Here is an 18798-nt window from a genome sequence, read left to right as displayed (position 1 = left end):
TGACCTGGCAAGACGTTGCTCTTAACTTCTCGTCGTTTTGCGGCGGTTTTCGCTGCCCTGACGAACAACTGACGAATGGCACCGCTGCACCTGTGCCCGACGGCTAGGTGTACTGATCACGGAGGTTGTGAACGGGTAACACGGGGTCGGATGATCTTGGAATGAGCGAGGACCTCCGGGTTCGGTGTGGATCACCACATCACGCACCGAACAGCCAGGAGGTCCTCGTGCCCCACCGTAATGCCCCGCTGACGGAGACCGGCAGGCTACGCCTGGCCCGGTGTGTCGTGGATGATCGGTGGCCGCTGCGGCGGGCGGCCGAGCGTTTCCAGGTCTCGGTGGGTTGCGCGAAGCGGTGGGCGGATCGCTACCGGCGTGACGGCGAACCGGGCATGATCGATCGCTCCAGCCGCCCGCATCACAACCCACGGCGTGTTCCCACTCGAACCGAGCGGCGGATCATCAAAGTCCGGGTGCTTCGGCGGTGGGGCCCAGCCCGCATCGCCGGTCTGCTGCGGCTCAATCCCTCGACCGTGCACCGGGTGCTGGTGCGCTACCGGGTCAACCGGCTGGCGCATATGAACCGGGCCACCGGGCGCGTGATCCGCCGCTACGAATACCCACAGCCGGGTGGGCTGGTGCACGTCGACATCAAAAAGCTGGGCAACATCCCCGACGGAGGCGGCCACAAAGTCCACGGACGCGCCACCGGCGGCGGCACAACACCCGCAGCCGACCCATCGCCAACAACAGCACCAGCCCGCGGACGAAGCTGGGCTATACCTACCTGCACACCGCTCTGGACGACCACAGCAGGTTGGCCTACACCGAAATCCTGCCCGACGAAACGAAAACCACCGCCACAGCTTTCTGGAAACGAGCGCAAGCATGGTTCGCGGCAGCGGGCATCGATATCCAGCGAGTCCTGACCGACAACGGCGCCTGGTACCGATCCCACCCCTGGAAAGAAGCGCTGCACACGGCCGGAATCAGCCACAAGCGGACCCGCCCCTACCGGCCCCAGACCAACGGCAAAGTCGAGCGTTTCCACCGCACCCTGCTCGATAAATGGGCCTACGCCCAGCCCTACAGCACCGAGACCCAACGGCGCGCCGCCTTGCCCGGCTGGCTCCACGGCTACAACCATCACCACCTGCAAGGGAGGGCCTCTGTCCTCACCCCGTCGACCTGGCTTAGCCCTCATCAGCCCGTGTCAAGGGGGCAACCGGCGATGTCAGCGGGAGACGCCGGCACTCAAGCTCGCCCCCTTGACGCGGGCTGATAGCCCTCGTGGAGGTCGATGGGGTGAGGACAGAGCAGCCACGACCGAACCGCAGCCGATATGCCTGTCCCCTCACCCTGTTGGCCTGCCCGTCCGGCGAGGACATCTCTTTATGCGGCCCTCTTCGGCTTAATTTTCTGTTACTCCCGTGGCGGCAGCGTATGGGGTCAGCTGCCGGGCCAGCTCCTCGCGTATGGCCGGGCCGCGGAATGTGGAACGTTCCGGGGCTGGGCGGTGTCCGGACATCACGTCCCTGGCGAAGCGCGCCACGGTACGCGGCTCGGGAACCCGGTCATAACTGCCGAATTCGGCTATCATCTTCGGCGCTTCGGCCGGGTCGGTTTCGGCCATCACCGACCAACCCTGCTGTTCGCTCCAGACAAGCATTAGATCCTCCCTAGGCCGTTCCGCTGCGCGGTGAGCCAACCCGAGGTAGGCCGTAGCCGTGTCACTGATCTCAAAGCTCGTGGCCTCGATGGGAACCTCCAGCGCCGCGGCGACCGCCTGGACATATCCGTCCAAGCCTCGCTCTAATGCCCACGCTGTTTCTGATGGACTGACCATGGCTTCAGCTTAACTGTGTCAGTACATGGCAACTGGGGAGTGCGGCGCCCGTTGGCAGCTCCGCAGACTCAAGCTGGCAGCTGAGCGCGTTGCCCATCAAGGGCGGTCAGCGGCCCCTCCGCGGCGCCGGGCCCGCTTGCCTTCCGGTCTGGACGGCGCGCGGGGTGCCGGAGGCGGGCCCCCGGCGGGGCCCCGCTGCGCCGACCTCGGAAACTGCAGGCAGGCGGGCCTGCATGGCCCGCCCTTGATGAAGTAGAGAAGCTCTGAACACGCGTGCAGCGCATCAAGTGTGCTACTTCGCTTGAAGGGTAACACGCTGGCTTCAGATGACGGGTAACAGTGCCGACAGACCGATTGTGGCTGTCCGTATCGGCTCTACCGCCTGCGTCTGGTGGCGTGCGCCCTGGTCCTAGTGGTGTCTCACTAGCGGGTCCCTTTCCGGGGCATCGGTACATGCCAGGAAGCGATGGCTATTCCGGGCTCGGTGATGGCAGCAGTCGGAGGGCGGCTTGGCGAGCGCGGTGGAGGGGTTCGGCGCTTTGCCGTAGTGCTGCGGTCACCATGGCTCCCTCCAGCAGGAGGAACCACTCGTCGGCGACCTCCGCTGGATCGGTGCATCCTGCTTCGGTGGCGAAGGATTCGAGGTAACGCCGGATGCCCTCTTTGTGGTCGCTGATGATGGCGCGACCGGGATGGTCGGGGGTGGTGATCTCGGTGGCGGCGTTGACGAAGCCGCACCCACGGAACCCGCCTTCCAGTGCCCAGGCCTGGTATGCGTCGAACATCGCCTTCAGGCGTTCCTCTGCGCTCGTACGCCCGGCGAGGAACTCATGGAGCTCGGTCCACCACCGTTGGTCACGGGCGCGCAGATGCGCTGCCACAAGACCGTCTTTGGAGCCGAAGTGGGCGTAGAGGGTGACCTTGGTGACCGCTGCTTGCTCGGCGATCGTGTTGACCCCTGTCGCTCGGATGCCCCGCTCGTAGAACAACTGCGAAGCAGTGGCCAGAATCCGATCCCCCGCCGGGGACGTGCCCCCGGACCTTCGTTGTGTGGATGCCACCGCAGCTCCGTCCCGGCATCGTTTGGGAACTATACAAACCGGTATGTACTCTAACGTTCTGGAAGCTGACTCGCCAACCGAGGGAGGACTCGTGACCACTCGCCCGCACGCCGTTGCTTTCGATGTGCTCGAAACCCTGTTGAACCTGGACCCGCTGCGCGAACGGCTGGAGAAGATCGGCCAGCCTGCGCAGCTGTTGCAGCCGTGGTTCATGCGTTTCCAGCGCGACTCCATGGCGCTGACCCTCAGCGGGGATTTCGGGACGTTCGAGTCGGTGGCACGACAAGCGTTGCGCACCGACACCGAACACACCGCGACCGAGGCAGACATCGACTACGTCCTGGAGGGATTCGGTCAACTGCCCGCACACCCCGATGCCGAACCCGCGCTACGACTGCTGTCCGAAGCCGGACTGCGGGTCGGCTGCTTGACCGTCGGCAGCGCACAGAACACGGCACGGTTCCTGGAACAAGCGGGACTGGCGCGCCACGTGGATAAGATGATCACCGCAGAGCAGGCCGGCATCTGGAAACCCGCCCCTTCGATCTACCGCGTGACCGCCCACGAACTCGGAACATCACCGGACAACATGGCGCTGGTCGCGGTGCACGCCTGGGACTGCCACGGAGCCAAACGTGCCGGTTGCCTCGCTGGTTGGTGTGAGCGACTGGAAGGCCGCTATGGCGACGTCTTCACCGCGCCCGACGTAAGCGGTCCCGATCTTGTCCAGGTCGCTGAACGCCTCTTGCAACTCCCCGCAGCCTGAGCCCCACGTCAGGGGTTCCCCTCCCATGTACGAGAAGGGAAAACCCCAGTCCTCGATCCGGTCGACGACAGCATCGGGGTTCAGCGCCAACATGCGGTCGTGCTTGTGGGGCTTGTTCGCGTAGCCGATCGACATGGTTCCGGCGGTCTTTGCTGCCTGGATGTCGCTCAGGGAGTCGCCGATCATAACGCATTCGTTGGCGGGCCGGCCGAGGGTCGCGATCGCTTCGCGAAGCAACGGGGGGTTCGGCTTCATCCGGCCCGGATGGGCGTCACGGCGTGCACTGACCCCGAGCACGTGCTGATTCAGTCCGGCTCGGTGCAGGTACGCCTCCACGGCCGCGTGCGAGTTGTTCGAGACAATGACGGTGGCAAGCCCCGCCTCTGACAGATTGGCCAAGAGGTAACAGGCTCCGGGTATGCCGGGGGCGCTTGTGACAAGCTTCAAGTTCGAGCTCACGAAGTTGAACCTGCCGACCTCCGCTGAGGTCAGAACGCTCCTTGAGAGCTCCGAGTGGGTACCCGCCCCATCAGAACACCGTTGGCTACTGGTGGCGGAAGACCCGTAAGACAGCGAAGTGCGAGGACGTGCGGCTTCATGACCTACGTCACTTCTACGTCGCCGCTGGCTGCGATGTCGTGACGGTTCAGCGGGCTCTTGGCCATTCCAGCGCCACCATCACACTGAACACTTGCGCCCAGCTGTGGCCGAGCGCGGAGGACCGCACGCGAAATGCGGCGGCTGGACTGATCGGCGAAGTCCTGAGGAGCGAGCAGGCCACCGAGCGAGGTGACGAGGAGTCTCCTGATGGGATGCCAGTGCCCGCTTGAGCCACGGCTCGCAAGACGGCCCGGGCCCGACCTCCACGCCAGGAGTGCGGGCCCGGACTTCGTCGTTGGCAAGGTCGGGCTGATCGTACGCTGACGAACGACTGACGAACGCCGTCACACTAGATGGCCCTCACCTGCAAAAACGACTCAAACTAGACGTTGAAGCGGAACTCCACGACGTCTCCGTCGACCATGATGTAGTCCTTGCCCTCCATGCGGACCTTGCCCGCGGACTTGGCGTCGGCCATGGAGCCTGCGGCGATGAGGTCGTCGTAGGAGACGATCTCGGCCTTGATGAAGCCGCGCTCGAAGTCGGTGTGGATCACGCCTGCGGCCTGCGGGGCGGTCGCGCCCTGCGGGATCGTCCAGGCGCGGGCCTCCTTGGGGCCTGCCGTGAGGTAGGTCTGCAGGCCGAGCGTGTGGAAGCCCGCGCGGGCCAGGGCGCTCAGGCCCGGCTCCTCCTGGCCGATGGACTCCAGCAGCTCCCGCTGCGACTCCTCGTCGAGCTCCATGAGCTCCGCCTCGACCTTGGCGTCCAGGAATACCGCGTCAGCCGGGGCGACCAGCTCGCGCAGCTCCTTCTGCTTGGCCTCGTCCGACAGCACGCCCTCGTCCGCGTTGAACACGTACAGGAACGGCTTGGTCGTCAGCAGGTTGAGTTCCCGCAGGTCGGGGTCGTCCTTGCCGATGCCCGCGGCGAACAGCGTCTTGCCGTCCTCCAGGATCGTCTGCGCCTTCTTGACGGCCTCCAGCGCGGGACGCTTGTCCTTGTTCGTCCGCGCTTCCTTCTCCATCCGCGGCAGCGCCTTCTCCAGCGTCTGCATGTCGGCGATGATCAGCTCGGTGTTGATCGTCTCGATGTCGCTGGACGGGTCGACGCGGCCGTCGACGTGCACCACGTCGGGGTCGTCGAAGACGCGGATGACCTGGCAGATCGCGTCGGCCTCGCGGATGTTGGCGAGGAACTTGTTACCCAGGCCCTGCCCCTCCGAGGCACCCTTGACCAGGCCCGCGATGTCGACGAACGAGACGGTGGCGGGCACCGTCTTGGCGGAGCCGAACACCTCGGCCAGCTTGTCCAGCCGGGCGTCCGGCAACGGCACCACACCGACGTTGGGCTCGATGGTGGCGAACGGGTAGTTCGCCGCGAGCGCGTCGTTGCTGGTCAGCGCGTTGAACATGGTGGACTTGCCGACGTTGGGCAGACCGACGATTCCGAGGGTGAGACTCACGCCTTGGGAGTTTAGGCGTTCCGCTCCCGGACCATCGGGCCCGGTCGTCCCCGCCGTGTCCGATTCCCGCTAGTAACCGCTCCCCCGCGCTGGGAACATCGAGGTCGTGCTGGTGGAAACAGAGGATGCGTTCAGGGCCGTGGCCGCGCGTGACGCGCGGTTCGACGGCTGCTTCATCCACGCCGTGCGGTCGACCGGGATCTACTGCCGACCGTCCTGCCCGGCTCGCACGCCCAAGCGCAGCAACAGCGAGTTCTACCCGACCGCCGCTGCCGCGCAGGCCGCCGGGTACCGGGCGTGCCGCCGCTGCCTGCCCGACGCGGTTCCCGGATCCCCCGAGTGGGATCTGCGTGCCGACCTCGCCGGGCGCGCGATGCGGCTGATCAGCGACGGAGTCGTCGACCGCTGCGGGGTGCAGGGGCTGGCCGACAAGCTCGGCTACTCCGAGCGGCACCTGACCAGGGTGCTCACCTCGGAGCTCGGCGCGGGCCCGCTGGGGCTGGCGCGGGCGAACCGGGCGCACTCGGCGCGGGTGCTGATCGAGACGACCGACATCTCGTTCAGCGACGTCGCGTTCGCGGCCGGCTTCGCGAGCCTGCGGCAGTTCAACGACACGATGCGGGAGATCTTCGGCCGCACGCCCACCGAACTGCGCGGGCAGAAGCGCGGTGCGCCCAGCGGGGCGGGGACCGTGCGGCTGCGGCTGCCGTTCCGCGCGCCGTGCGACATCGCCGGTGCGCTGCGGTTCCTGGCCCGCCGGGCGCTGACCGGGATGGAGGAGTCCGGTGACGGCTGCTACTCGCGGTCGCTGCGACTCCCGCACGGCACCGGCATCGCCACGCTGCGCGCTGCCGACAAGCACGTCGCCTGCACCCTGCGGCTGTCCGACCTGCGGGATCTGGGTAGCGCGGTGGCCAGACTGCGCCGGTTGCTGGACCTCGACGCAGATCCGGTCGCGATCGGCGAGGTGCTCGGCTCCGACCCGCTGCTGCGGGAATCCCTCCACCGCTCCCCCGGCATCCGGGTGCCCGGGGCGGTGGACGGGCTGGAGATCGTGGTGCGGGCGGTGATCGGCCAGCAGATCTCGGTCGCCGCCGCGCGCTCGACCACTGAACGGCTCGTCACCGAGCTCGGCGATGAGCTGCCGCACCCCGAAGGCGGGGTGACCAGGCTGTTCCCCACCGCCGAGGTGCTCGCCGAGCACGCGGCCGCAGCGCTGCCGGGCCCCCGGCGACGTGCGGAAACCGTGCGGGACGTGGCCGCCGCCGTCGCCGAGGGGCGGCTCGCGCTGCACCCCGGGCGCGACGAGGCGGAACTGCGCGAAGACCTGGAGCGCATCCGGGGCGTGGGCCCGTGGACGTCGAGCTACGTGGTGATGCGGGTGCTCGGGACCCCCGATGTGCTTCTTTCCGGCGATCTGGCCCTGAGGCGGGGTGCGGGGCTGCTAGGAATCCCCGAAGAACCCGCCGATCTGTCCGCGCACGCCAGGCGTTGGAGCCCGTGGCGCTCCTACGCCGGTGTGCTGCTGTGGGAGGCCGCGACCAACGGCCCCGCGACACGGCAGAAACCTTTCGAGAACTGGGAGAAATCGTGATCAAGTGGTCCACTGTGGAAACTCCGGCGGGACCGTTCTGCGCGGTGGTCGACACCGACGGCGTCGTGCTCGCCTCCGGCTGGACGGCCTGGACCGATGACCTGCTACCGCAGGTCGCGCCGTCGCTGATGTTCGAGGAGCTGGTGCAGGTCGACGACCTCGGCCCGGTGACCAAGGCGATCACCGCTTACCACGAGGGTGATCTGCAGGCCATCGACGACATCCCGGTCAGCCAGCACTCCGGTCCCTACCTGCAGCACGCGTGGAAGGTGCTGCGCACCGTCACCCCCGGAAAGCTCTTCAGCTACTCCGAATTCGCCGGTCTCACCGGAAAGCCCCGCGCGGTCCGGGCCGCGGCGACGGCGTGCTCGCGCAACGCCGCAGCGCTGTTCGTGCCCTGCCACCGCATCGTCCGCAGCGACGGATCGGTGGGCGAGTTCCGCTGGGGCTCCGACCGCAAGAAGTGGCTGCTCGAACACGAGCGCCGCAACTCCTGAGAACTGTTGAAATGCGGCGTAGCCGTTGCCTCAGGTGTGGGACTCAGCTCGCACCGCCGCGGGTTCTCAGCGGTTCTCTGGGGCCGGGCGCCGCGACGCCGTGTATTGGCGTACATCAGGAGTGGCGCCCGGTTCCAGGGGGCCGCTGAGGTTCCGCCACCTGCACCGCTGATCAAGCGCTGCCCTAACCATTAGCCGACAGTTCCAGGCTTGAGCCGTGGCGGGACTTGCGGACCCTGAGGCGAACGGCGATGCGCTGGCGCATCTCCTCGACGTGGGAGACGAGGCCGACGACCCTGCCACCTGCGCGGAGTTCGTCGAGGGTGTCCATGACCAGGTCCAGCGTGTCCGCGTCGAGCGTGCCGAAGCCCTCGTCGATGAACAGCGTGTCCAGCAGCGCGCCACCGGTCTCGGCCGCGACGACGTCGGCCAGGCCCAGCGCCAGTGACAGCGAGGCCAGGAACGATTCGCCGCCGGAGAGGGTCTTGGCCGGACGGATCTTGCCCGAGTAGTCGTCGAGGACGTCCAGGCCCAGACCGCCGCGCGTGCCGCGAGCACCGGCCGCGTCGGAGTGCACGAACGAGTAGCGGCCGTCGCTCATCCGCTGCAGGCGACGGGTCGCCGCGACCGCGACCTCCTCCAGCCGGGCCGCCAGGACGTAGGCGCGCAGCGACATCTTGCGCGCGTTCTGGCCGCGCCCGTTGACCACGTCCGCCAGGGCCTCCAGCTCGGCGTGCTCGGCCATCGCCGGCCCCAGCTGCGCCCACGCCGAGCGGAGCCGTCCGCCGAGATCGGCGAGCTCGGCGTGCCGCTGCTCGGAGCGGTGGGCCAGCGCCGCCGCGCGCTCGGCGGCTTCGCGGGCCACGGTCGCCGCTTCCGACGCCCGCTCCAGGCCGACCTCGGTGTCCGGGTCCACGCCGAACAGCTCGGCGCTGGCGAGCGCGTCCCGGGCGCCCGCTGCGCGGCGGTCGACCTCGGCCAGCGACTCGTCCAGTTCGGTGAGGCGCCGGTCGTCGCGCTCGGCGGCCAGGGCTTCGTCGACGTTCGCGAAATCCGCTGCGGTGGCGGCTTCGGCGAGCGCGGTGCGTGCTTCGGCTAGGCGCAGCTCGGCGTCGTCGCGGGCCGTGCGGGCGGCGATGAGCCGTTCCAGCCTGTCGGCGACGTCGAGCAGGTGCGCGCGGCGGTCGGCGATGCTGTCGAAATCGCCTCGCCCGTCCCGCAACCGGGCCTCGCGCTCCTGGATCGCCTTGGTGAGCGTGCTGTTCTCGCTGCGCGACGCGGCGATCTTGGTTCGCAGCGCGGAGATCTGCTCGCCGAGCTCGTCGGTCGCCGATTCCAGCTTGGTCAGCTCGGCCTCGCGCCGGGCGATGTCGGCGGCGGTCTCGCTCAGCCGGTTCTGCTCGGCGCGCAGCTGCTCCAGCTCGTCGGCCAGCTCGGACTCGGTGTGCTCGCCGAGGCGTTCGCCCAGGTTGGCGAGCTGCTGCTCGGCCTGCTGGGCGGCGGTCGTGGCGCGTTCCCGATCGGTCTGCGCTCGCTGCTCTGCGGCCTGGGCGGCGTCTTCGTCCTCGGCGCGAACCTGGTCGTCGACCGGGAGCTTCGGGTCGGGATGTTCCGCCGAGCCGCAGACCGGGCACGGTTCGCCGTCGGCGAGCCGGGTGGCGAGTTCGGCGGCCATGCCCGCCAAGCGCCGGGAACGCAGGTCCTGCAACCTGTCGCGGGCCTGCTGGTGGGCGTCGACGGCCTGCTGCGCGCGGGTCTTCGCCGATTCGAGTTCCCGCTGCGCAGCGGGGATCTCGCGCGCGGTGGTCAGCAGGGCGGTGACCTCGGTGCCCCGGGTGCGCACGGTTTCCAGACGGACTTCGGCGTGCTTGGCCTCGTCGACGCGCTTGCGGGCCTCGGTGATGCGGTCGGGCAGACCGTCGCGCTGGGCGACGAGTTCGGTCTCACGCTTCTCGTCCGCCGTGATCGCGGCGGCGAGTTCGGCGAGCTTGCGCTGGTCGGATTCCTGTTGCTGCGCTTCGGGAATCAGCTGCGCCAAGGCGCCGGCCCGCTCGCGCTCGGCGCCCGCGCGGGTGCGCAGCTCGTCGAGCGGCGTCGCGGGGTCGACCTCGCAGCGGTCGGCCCAGGTGGTGACCTCGGCGTGCGCGCGGTCGCGCTCCTGCTCGGATCGATCGGCGGCACGGCGCGAGGAGATCACCGGGACCGCGCGGGTGGCGGCGGCGCGCTCGGCCCGCCAGGCGTCGTGCTCGGCCTGCTTGGCGTCGATGTCGGCGAGCGTGGCGTTGGCCTGGCGGACGCGGCGGACCTTCTCCGCGAGCTCGCGGCGCTCGGTCAGCGCCGCTTCGGCCTGGTCGCGTTCGCGGCGGAGCCGGGTGTGCTCGGCGCCGGTGTTCTCCAGGTCGCGCAGGGCCTGCTTCTCGATGTCCTCCAGCCAGTTCTCGTCGCCCACCTCGGAGGTCTGCGGAGCGCCGGACACCTGCGAGATGCGGGCGTTGAGCTCGCGGACCTGCTGCGACTGCGCTTCGACCTCGCGACGGCGCTCGCGGCGGCGCTCGGTGAACCAGTTCTCGACCTGGCCGAACCGCTCGGTGCCGAACAGCCGCTCCAGCAGCTTCTCGCGTTCACCGGTGTCGGCGCGCAGGAACTTCGCGAACTCGCCCTGCGGCAGCATCACGACCTGGAAGAACTGCTCGACGCTCATGCCGAGCAGCCGCTGCACCGTGCGGCCGACCTCGTCGATGCGGGTCAGGCCCTCCGGCGGCTGCGCGTCCGGCGTCCCGCCGATCCAGATCAGCGACGCCTTCGCCTGCTGGGTCGTGTAGCCCTCGCCGCGCTTCTTCGGGCGCTGGTACTCCGGGCTGCGTTCCAGCCGCAACCGCTGGCCCTGGATCGTCAGCTCCAGCACGACGCTGGTGTTGACCTCGTCGGCGGCGGTGTCGCAGCGCAGTCGCTTGGCGTCGTTGCGCGCACCTGGAACGGCGCCGTAGAGGGCGAAGGCGATGGCGTCGAGCAGCGTGGTCTTGCCCGCGCCGGTGTCGCCGTGCAGCAGGAACAGCCCGTCGGCGCCGAGCTGGTCGAAGTCCACGACCTGGTGGTCGCGGTACGGGCCGAAGGCGGTGACTTCCAGGCTGTGCAGCCTCATTCGGCCCCCTCGGCGTTGGTGACCGCGTGCAGCGCCTGGTCGAGCAGCGCGCGCTCGGAAGAGTTGGGTTCGGCTCCCCGGCAGTCCTCGACGAACCGGGCGGCCAGCGAGTTGTCGTCGCGGCCCCGGACGATCTCGGCGTAGCGCAGCGGCGCGGTGGCCTTGCCCGCCGCCGGTCGCCACTCCAGGTGCACCGCGTGCGGGAAGCGTTCCTGCAGGCGGCGCATGGCTTCCAGCGGGCGGACCTCGTCGGTCAGCGTCGCCGAGACGTAGCAGTCCTCGACCTCGGCGTGCTCGGGGTCGGCCAGCAGGTCGTCGAGCTCTCCTTCGATGGTGGCCAATCGGCGCGGGACCGGCAGCTCGCGGCGTCGCACCTCGGTGAGCCCGTCGGCGCCGAGGTCGACCAGCCACACCGACTTGTGGTGCCTGGCCTCGGAGAACGAGTAGGCCAGCGGGCTGCCCGAGTAGCGCACGTGCTCGGCGAGGGTCTGCGGACCGTGCAGGTGGCCGAGCGCGACGTAGTCGACGCCGTCGAACACCGAGCCCGGCACCTGCTCGACGCCGCCGACGGCGATGGTGCGCTCGGACTCGCTGCCCTCGCCACCGGTGACGAAGGCGTGCGCCAGCACCACCGAACGAGTCCCCTGTGGACGGTCGCCGAGGTCGGCGCGGATGCGGTTCATCGCCTCGGTGAGAACCGCGGTGTGGCCGCGGCTTTCGATCTCGGCGCTCGCGCCGGGCGCGTCGGCGCTGGCCTTCAGCGCGTGCTTGGCGGGGTCGGGTTCGAGGTACGGGATGCCGTAGAAGGCGACCGGGCCGTGCTCGTCGTCGATCAGCACCGGCTCGTGCAGCCGGTCGATGCGGGTGCGCAGGTGCAGGCCGCCCGCGGCGGCGAACTCGGCGAACGCGCCGACCCGGGGCGCGGAATCGTGGTTGCCGGAGGTGATCACCAGCTGCGCGCCGGTCTCGCGCAGGCGCGAGAGCACGCGCACGCAGGTCTGCACCGCCTCGCCGGAGGGCACCGCCCGGTCGTAGAGATCACCGGCGACCACCACGACGTCGACCTGCTCCTCGGTCACCAGCTCGGCCAGTCCGCCGAGCACGGCTTCTTGATCTCCGAGCAGGTCACGGCCGTGGAAAGTCCGGCCCACGTGCCAGTCCGAGGTGTGCAGTACCCGCATGGCACCCAAGCTAGCGGCGCCGCGATCAACGACGCTCGACCCCCCAGGCCACTTCGGCGTGTCGCACCACAGCGTGATCCGATGTTCACCAGACGCGATCAGATCCCACCCGCCAGGGTGAGCCATTCGAATTTCGCGCGAAATTGGAAGGCCAAAGCTCGGACTCGAATTTCGCGCGAAATTCGAATGGCCTGCGCGCCTCGGGTGATCTTGTCGGAGGCGTCTTGGATGATGCGGGGAACGTCTCACGGATGGAGGTCGTGTGGGGACTGGGGTTCTGGTCGGGTTCGTCGTCGTGCTGATCCTGCTGGTCGCGGCGGCGTTGTTGCTGATCTGGCGGCTCTACAGCGACAGCGCGCGCCGTGCCGACGAGGCGATGCGGATGGTCGAAGCCGAACGGGCCCGCAGCACCGCGCAGCAAGCGGCGCTGCGCCGCTACGAGGTCGCGTTCGCCTCCATCACCGGCCGCGGTGAGCTGGGAGAACAGGTCCTGGTGGAGACCGCGCGGTCGCTGGGACTGCGGGAGGGCATCCACTTCACGCTGCAGACCGACCTGGCGGGCGGCGGCGCGGCACGCCCGGACATGGTGCTCGAAGTCGGCGGCGGCCGGCAGGTGCCGGTGGACTCCAAGGCCAGCCTCGCGGTGTGGGCGGAGGCGATGGAGACCGACAACGCCGAGGAGCGCGCCGACGCCCTGCGGGTGCACGTGCGCAACATCCGCTCCCGGGCCACCGAGCTGGCGAGCAAGGGGTACCAGCGCTGGGCTGACGCGATCTACGGCTCGATCATGTTCGTGCCCTCCGACGCCGCCGTCGTCGCGGCGCTGGACACCGACCCGCAGCTGCTGTCGTGGCTGCTCGGCAAGCGGGTCTTCCTGTGCGGCCCCACGGGTTTCGCGGTGCTGGCCTCGGCGGCGATGTTCGCCTCGACCGAACGCACCCTCGCCGAGGACATCGAGCAGGTCCGCAGCCAGGCGGTCCGTTCGCAGCGCGCGGCCTCCAGCGCGGTGGACGCGGTCAACCTCTCCAGCACCCACCTGCAGCGCTTCGTCTCGGCCCGGCGCCGGGAGCTCGACGCCCTGGAGACGTTCCGGAACTCGGTGCAGCCGCTCGCCGAGACCGCGGGGTCGGGCGACATCGCCGAGATCCGCCGGGAGGACGACGCCTCCCTCAACGGGGCCGACGTCACCCAGAACTGAGTCGCTCGTCCTCCGGGAAGCGGGCGATTTTGCTTCTTGCCCGGTCAGTTCGGACCAAAACCGCCCGTGGGCTACACGTGCGTGCGCACGAAGGCGTCGAGGGTGTCGACGATGAGCGCGGTCTGCGGACCTTTGCCGAAGCCGTGGTCGAGGCCCTGGTAGGGGTGCATCTCGGCGGTGACGCCGCGGCTGCGCAGCGCCGCGGCGAAGTCGAGGCTCTGGTCCAGCGGCACCAGCGAGTCCGCGGTTCCCTGCTGGATCAGGAACGGAGGTTCGTCGCCGGAGATGTTGCGCCCCGGGCTGGCCGCGTCGGCGACGTCGGGGCAGTCGACCGGCATGCAGCCGAGCAACCCGGTGATCGCGCGGCGCGCGTAGTCCTGCAGCTGCGGATGTTCGTGCTGCGCCTCGGCGCTGAGATCGCTGGGGCCGAACCAGTCGACCACCGCCCGGACTCCCGTCAAGCCGCCGCCGGGCTTGGCCGGGTCCCCGGCCACCGCCCCGAGCTGCGCGACCAGGTGTCCCCCGGCCGAGGCTCCCCACAGGCCGACCCGGTTCCGGTCGATCCCCCACCGCGAGGAGTTCTCCTGCAACCAGCGCACCGCATCGGCGACGTCGACGAACTGCGCGGGCGACCTCGCGACCCCGGTCAGCCGGTAGTCCACCGTGGCCACGGCGTAGCCGCGCTTTAGAAGCCGTTGCGCCGCTAAGGATTCCGGCGCGGACGGATCGGCGTCGAGGGTGCGGACGCCCGCGTCCCAGCCGCCCCCGTGCACGTAGACGACCAACGGTGTCGCGACCCCCGCGCGCGGCGGCAGGTACAGGTCCAGGCGCAGCGCCCCGGTGTCGCGCTGGGCGTAGACCTGGTGCCGGAACACCTGGTGCGCACCCAGGTCACGGACCGGCAAGGCAGGCGAGACACCGGCTTCAGACCGCGAACACCCGGCAACCACCAGCGCAACCAGCGCCAACCCGGCCGCGAGAACACGCCGTGCCACCGCGACCTCCCACGATCTCGCACCGCATCACCCAGACGAGTGAGCTTAACAAGATCTCACGCCCCGCACCCCCAACCCCGAAAACCGCCGTAATCAGACCCCCGATTACTGCGGTATTCCGGTCCCCGATTACCGGGGTAATCCGGGCAGGAACCGGTTGGGTGCGGGTTTGTCGATCTTGTTGGGACCGAGGGTGAGGTGGTCGGAGAACTCGTGGGGGATCTGGAGGACGGTCGGTGCGGGTCAGGGGTGTTGGTCGGCTGCGTGTTGTTCTGCGGCCAGGAAGTGGGCGATTCGGGTCGTTGAGTCGTACAGGTCGCGGTAGTGGCGGTAGTAGTTCTCGTAGCGCTCGGTGTTGTCCGGGTTGGGCCGAACGGTGTCCACGATCGGGTTCCAGGCGTCCGGGTCCACCGCCGTGCCGGTACCGACACCGGCCAGCAGGGCGTTCCCGTAGGCAGCCCCCACGGTCTCGGCGGGGATCTGCTGCTCCTTGCCGGTGATGTCGGAGACGATCTGCGTCCACAACCCGCCCTGCGTGCCACCGCCGACCGCAACCAGCCGCCGCGCGGAACCACCCGCCTGCCCCATCGCCTCCAGGTTGTGCCGGACGCCGAAGGAGATCCCCTCCAACGCCGCCCGGTACAGCTCGGCACGACCGTGCTCCAAGGTCAGCCCGGCGAGCACGCCGCGCGCCGACGGGTCGAAGATCGGCGTGCGCTCCCCGGCGAAGTACGGCAGCAGCAGCAGGCCTCGCGAGCCCGCCGGGACCATCGCGGCCTCCGAGACGAGCTGCGCGAAGTCGCCGTCGACGAGCCCGCGCAGCCAGTCGGTGACCGCACCGGAGGTCGCCATGCCGGCGGCCAGCGTGTAGGTGTCGGGGAAGGCTCCGCAGGTGCCCCACAGCGCCGGGTGCGGCGTGACCTCGTCGAGGACCTCGACGAAGAACATCGTGGTCCCGTACATCAGCATCACGTCACCCGGAGCGCGCACGCCGACGCTGGTCGCCTCGGCCCAGGCGTCCACCGTGCCCGCGGTGACCGGGAGTCCCTCCGGCAGACCGGTTTCGGCCGCGGCCTCCGCCCCGACGCGACCGACGACCTCGGTCGGCCAGGCCAGTTCCGGCAGCGGCAGGTCGGGTGCGACGCGGGCGGCCCAGTCGGCGGACCAGTCCCGGGCGCGCAGGTCGTAGATCGGGTCGCACTGGCTGGCCGAGTGGTGGTCGAGCACGTACCGCCCGGTCAGCCGGTGCACCAGGTACGAGCTGCACATCAGCAGCATCTCGGTGCGCCGGTAGACCTCCGGCTCGTGCTCGGCCAGCCACCGGATCTTCGGCCCCACGGCCTGGCTGGACAGCGCCGAACCACCGCGCCGCAGGATCTCCTCGGCGCCGAGTTCGGCGGTGAGCTCGTCGATCTCGTCGGTGGCGCGGGTGTCGACGCCGTAGAGGATCGCCGGGCGCAGCGGTTTTCCGCTGCCGTCAGCGGGCAGCAGCACCGGCCCGATGCCGCTGACGCCCAGGCCGGCGAGCTCGTAGCCCTCGGCGGCGGGCAGCAGTTCCCTGGTCAGCTCCAGGAAGTCCGCCCACCACACCGATTCCGCGTCGTGCTCCACCCAACCGGGGTGCGGGTGCGAGGTCTGGTGCGGTCGGCTCGCACGCGCGACGATCTTGCCGGTGGCGTCGACCAGCACCCCCTTCGAGCTGGAGGTGCCGATGTCGATGCCGAGCAGGACCGCCTGTGAGTGCTGAAGCCGGTCCGCACCGGCTTCAGCACTCACGACCCCGACCCCCGGCTCCACTCGTCCAGGCGGATGTCCAGCTGTTCGGCCACGGCCCGCAGCGCGGCCCGGTGATCACCGGGCACGGCGTGGATGTGGTTCGCCCCGAACTTCGACAGGAACACCTCGCCCGGCGCGTCCAGCCGCGCGAACGCGTGCGGCCACTCCGGTGTGGACTGGTCGACGAGGGTCTTGTTCGTCGCCTCGTCGTAGTTCTCGAACTCGCCGAGCATCAGCTGGAGTCGGTACTCGCCGTTCTCCCTGGTCAGACGGCCGAGCGTCATCTCTCCCGGGGCCGCGATGTGCTGCACCGAGGCGCCGCCCGCGGGGAAGAAGAACACCTCCGGGTAGAAGTTGACCTTCGACAGGTTCTCGGCCGGGTCGTCGCTGCGCGCGGCGTACCAGGTGGCGTGCTGGCCAGAGTTGCACAGGTCCCAGATGTCGCGGTCGGCGTGGTAGTGCCGGACGTCGGCGAACAGCACCGGAGTCCCGGAGATCGCCTTGAACAGCTGCATCGTCAGGGCGCCGTCCATGTCGGCCTCGGTGGCGCACACGTGCGGCTGCTTGGGGCCGTTCCAATCGTAGGGGTCGTTGAGGAACGCCTCGGTGACGTCCATCGTCGCGAAGTTCTCGGTCAGCTCGGGCTGCGCCTTGATCCCGGAGAAGTCCAGCGCGCGCTCGTCGATGATGTCCCGGATCGCCAGGTAGGAGCGGATCTGGCGTTCGAGCAGCTCGGGGGTCAGCTTGTCGCCGTCGTAGTGCACCCCGGCCGCGTGCTGCTCGATCCACTCGCGGGCCTTCTTCGCTTCGGCGCCGTCGGCCTGCTCGGCGCGCAGCACCAGCTCGTACTGGTCGATCTCCTCGACGTCGACGCCGAACTTGCGCATCCACTGGTCGGTGTTGGCGACGGCGGTGTTCATGCCCATCGGACGCCCGCCGAAGCGGCCGAAGGTGGAGCCGTGCAGCGAGCTCACCGCGGCCGACGCCTGCGCGTGCACGCCGATCTTGGCGGCCAGGTCGCCGTCGTCGGGGGCTCCCCAGGCGCGGGTGTGCTTGCGGCCGATCTGGTCCAGCGCGCCACCCGCGGCGAACATCCCTACCAGGCCGGGCTCGGTGGGGTCGGTGCTGGCCACCAGCACCAGCGGGCTTCGGGTGGCGTCCGCGGCCAGCATCGTGAAGTGCGGGAACGACCAGACCGCGTAGTAGAAGACGGTGACGTCCACGTCGGCCGCCGCGACCTCGCGGGCGACGGAGACGGCCAGGGAGTTGGTGGCGACCAGATCGCCGCCGACGACGACCTCGTGGCCGGCCGCGCGCAGCGAGGCCACCAGAGCGTCCTGTTTGGACTGGATGAACTCGGCGTTGCGGGCGTGCACGTGACCACGCCCGTCCGAGATGCTGACGACACCGATGCGAGCCACAAGTTCCTCCAAGTTCGCTTCACAGACGGCGTTGACTGCTGCTGAACCGGCGGTGCGCAGATGCTCGGCCGAATCACCTGGAAGACCTTGCGAACCAGCGCGAGCAATCGTTTTCTCGGACGCTATTCTGGCCTAATACGGGCTGTCAAGGCGGGTGGCGCACCGTCACTCGCCCAGCGGTGAGGGAGGAAGTCGTGGCGACGATCAGCGACGTGGCGACCCGCGCGGGAGTGTCCACGGCCACCGTCTCCCGGGCGCTCAACGGCAAGGAGACGGTCGATCCGGAGCTCGCCGGGAGGGTGCTCGCCGCAGCCGAAGAGCTCGGGTACCGGCCCAACGGACCCGCCCGCAACCTGCGGAAACAGGAAACCGCGGTGCTCGCGTTGATCATCTCCGACGTGGAGAACCCGTTCTTCACCGCGATCGCGCGAGGCGTCGAGGACGTCGCGCACGAGGCCGGTTACTCGCTGGTGCTGTGCAACTCCGACGACACCCCGGACAAGGAGCGCGAGTACGTCGACGTCGCGCTGCAGGAGCGCGTGGCCGGGGTGCTGCTCTCGCCCACCGGCAGTACGGGCACGGCCGAGCTGCTGGCCAGGCACAGCACGCCGGTGGTGGCGGTGGACCGACCGCTTCCGGACCGCGCGAGCGACACGGTGCTGGTCGACAACCGGCTGGCGGCCAAGCACGCGACGCTGCACCTGGCCGGGCAGGGCTACGGCCGCATCGGCTGCCTGACCGGCCCCAGCGGCGTGCCCACGGCCGACGACCGGCTGGCCGGCTACCGCGACGGGCTGCGCGCGGCGAAGCTGCCCGGCTCCACCTCGCTGGTGCGGCGGTCGAGCTTCAAGGCCGACGGCGCGCAGCAGGCCGCGCACGCGCTGCTCAGGCAGAACGACCCGCCGGACGCGCTGCTGGTCGGCAACAGCGCGATGGCCGTCGGCGTGCTGGAAGCCTTAGCGGCGCTGAAGCTCAAGCCGGGCCGCGACGTCGGAGTCGTCGCCTTCGACGACGCCCCCTGGACCACGCTGCTCGACCCTCCGCTGTCGGTCGTCGCCCAGCCCGCCTACGACATCGGCGCGCTGGCCGCCCGCCTCGTGCTCGACCGCATCTCGGGTGACCGCGAGGAAACCTCCACCACGACCCTGTCCGCCCACCTCGTCGTGCGCGGCAGCTCCTCCCGCTGACCGGCGGTTCTGCTCCGAACCGACCGGAGATCGGTACCCGGGTCTGGGAGCCGGGTACCGAACTCGCCGATG

Annotated in this window: 13 protein-coding genes and 2 pseudogenes; 6 read left to right on the top strand and 9 right to left on the bottom strand. The window is 69.6% G+C overall.

All coding sequences use genetic code 11. The annotated features are described in order from the left end of the window. Positions 1-227 precede the first annotated feature (227 nt). Positions 228-1282 (top strand): annotated as a pseudogene (locus AB0J78_RS14935) (IS481 family transposase). Positions 1283-1411: 129 nt separating this feature from the next. Here AB0J78_RS14935 and AB0J78_RS14930 read toward each other — a convergent pair. Both AB0J78_RS14930 and AB0J78_RS14925 read right to left on the bottom strand, forming a co-directional pair. Further along, positions 1412-1846 carry a DUF6292 family protein gene (locus AB0J78_RS14930; RefSeq protein ID WP_363789477.1) on the bottom strand — a complete coding sequence of 145 codons (435 nt, stop codon included), beginning with the start codon at positions 1844-1846 and terminating at the stop codon, positions 1412-1414. 470 nt (positions 1847-2316) lie between these two features. Beyond that, positions 2317-2907: a helix-turn-helix domain-containing protein gene (locus tag AB0J78_RS14925; protein ID WP_363789476.1), complete on the bottom strand. Its 591-nt coding sequence runs from the start codon at positions 2905-2907 to the stop codon at positions 2317-2319. Between the two features lie 91 nt (positions 2908-2998). On the opposite strand from AB0J78_RS14925, the gene AB0J78_RS14920 reads away from it, so the two are divergent. After that, a complete protein-coding gene (locus AB0J78_RS14920; protein ID WP_363789475.1) occupies positions 2999-3673 on the top strand; it encodes a haloacid dehalogenase type II in 675 nt (224 codons plus the stop codon). 60 nt (positions 3674-3733) lie between these two features. Here the strand turns inward: AB0J78_RS14920 and AB0J78_RS14915 are convergent. Continuing rightward, a pseudogene (locus AB0J78_RS14915) lies at positions 3734-4132 on the bottom strand (HAD-IA family hydrolase); the annotation flags it as partial. A 523-nt stretch (positions 4133-4655) separates the two neighbouring features. Beyond that, positions 4656-5735: a redox-regulated ATPase YchF gene (ychF, locus tag AB0J78_RS14910; protein ID WP_363789474.1), complete on the bottom strand. Its 1080-nt coding sequence runs from the start codon at positions 5733-5735 to the stop codon at positions 4656-4658. A 139-nt stretch (positions 5736-5874) separates the two neighbouring features. On the opposite strand from ychF, the gene AB0J78_RS14905 reads away from it, so the two are divergent. Further along, a complete protein-coding gene (locus AB0J78_RS14905; RefSeq protein WP_363789473.1) occupies positions 5875-7329 on the top strand; it encodes an AlkA N-terminal domain-containing protein in 1455 nt (484 codons plus the stop codon). Further along, complete coding sequence (locus AB0J78_RS14900) at positions 7323-7826, top strand: methylated-DNA--[protein]-cysteine S-methyltransferase (RefSeq protein ID WP_363789748.1); 504 nt, start codon at positions 7323-7325, stop codon at positions 7824-7826. Before AB0J78_RS14905 ends, AB0J78_RS14900 begins: the two co-directional genes overlap by 7 nt. Positions 7827-8010: 184 nt before the next feature. Here AB0J78_RS14900 and AB0J78_RS14895 read toward each other — a convergent pair whose 3' ends face one another. Next, on the bottom strand, positions 8011-10968 hold the full coding sequence (locus tag AB0J78_RS14895; protein ID WP_363789472.1) for an SMC family ATPase: 2958 nt from the start codon (positions 10966-10968) through the stop codon (positions 8011-8013). Then, on the bottom strand, positions 10965-12149 hold the full coding sequence (locus AB0J78_RS14890) for an exonuclease SbcCD subunit D (RefSeq protein WP_363789471.1): 1185 nt from the start codon (positions 12147-12149) through the stop codon (positions 10965-10967). Before AB0J78_RS14890 ends, AB0J78_RS14895 begins: the two co-directional genes overlap by 4 nt. Positions 12150-12411: 262 nt before the next feature. Between AB0J78_RS14890 and AB0J78_RS14885 the strand changes: the two genes are divergently transcribed. Then, positions 12412-13347, top strand: coding sequence for a DNA recombination protein RmuC (locus tag AB0J78_RS14885; protein ID WP_363789470.1), 936 nt, complete (start codon positions 12412-12414; stop codon positions 13345-13347). Between the two features lie 71 nt (positions 13348-13418). Here AB0J78_RS14885 and AB0J78_RS14880 read toward each other — a convergent pair whose 3' ends face one another. From AB0J78_RS14880 to AB0J78_RS14870, 3 genes are all read right to left on the bottom strand, one after another. Further along, positions 13419-14252 carry an alpha/beta hydrolase gene (locus AB0J78_RS14880; RefSeq protein ID WP_363789469.1) on the bottom strand — a complete coding sequence of 278 codons (834 nt, stop codon included), beginning with the start codon at positions 14250-14252 and terminating at the stop codon, positions 13419-13421. Between the two features lie 333 nt (positions 14253-14585). Continuing rightward, positions 14586-16118 carry an FGGY-family carbohydrate kinase gene (locus AB0J78_RS14875; RefSeq protein ID WP_363789468.1) on the bottom strand — a complete coding sequence of 511 codons (1533 nt, stop codon included), beginning with the start codon at positions 16116-16118 and terminating at the stop codon, positions 14586-14588. Then, positions 16115-17539 carry an L-fucose/L-arabinose isomerase family protein gene (locus AB0J78_RS14870; RefSeq protein WP_363789467.1) on the bottom strand — a complete coding sequence of 475 codons (1425 nt, stop codon included), beginning with the start codon at positions 17537-17539 and terminating at the stop codon, positions 16115-16117. The genes AB0J78_RS14875 and AB0J78_RS14870 overlap by 4 nt, the downstream gene beginning before the upstream one ends. A 194-nt stretch (positions 17540-17733) precedes the next feature. Here AB0J78_RS14870 and AB0J78_RS14865 point away from each other — a divergent pair, with 194 nt between their 5' ends. Beyond that, positions 17734-18726, top strand: a complete 993-nt coding sequence (locus tag AB0J78_RS14865) for a LacI family DNA-binding transcriptional regulator (protein WP_363789466.1) — start codon at positions 17734-17736, stop codon at positions 18724-18726. Positions 18727-18798: the final 72 nt, after the last annotated feature.

Source organism: Saccharopolyspora sp. NPDC049426, from assembly GCF_040676935.1.
In the GTDB taxonomy this organism is placed as follows: Bacteria; Actinomycetota; Actinomycetes; order Mycobacteriales; family Pseudonocardiaceae; genus Saccharopolyspora.
The sequence above is the reverse complement of the archived record's forward strand: the minus strand, read 5'-3'. Positions and strand labels throughout refer to the sequence as shown.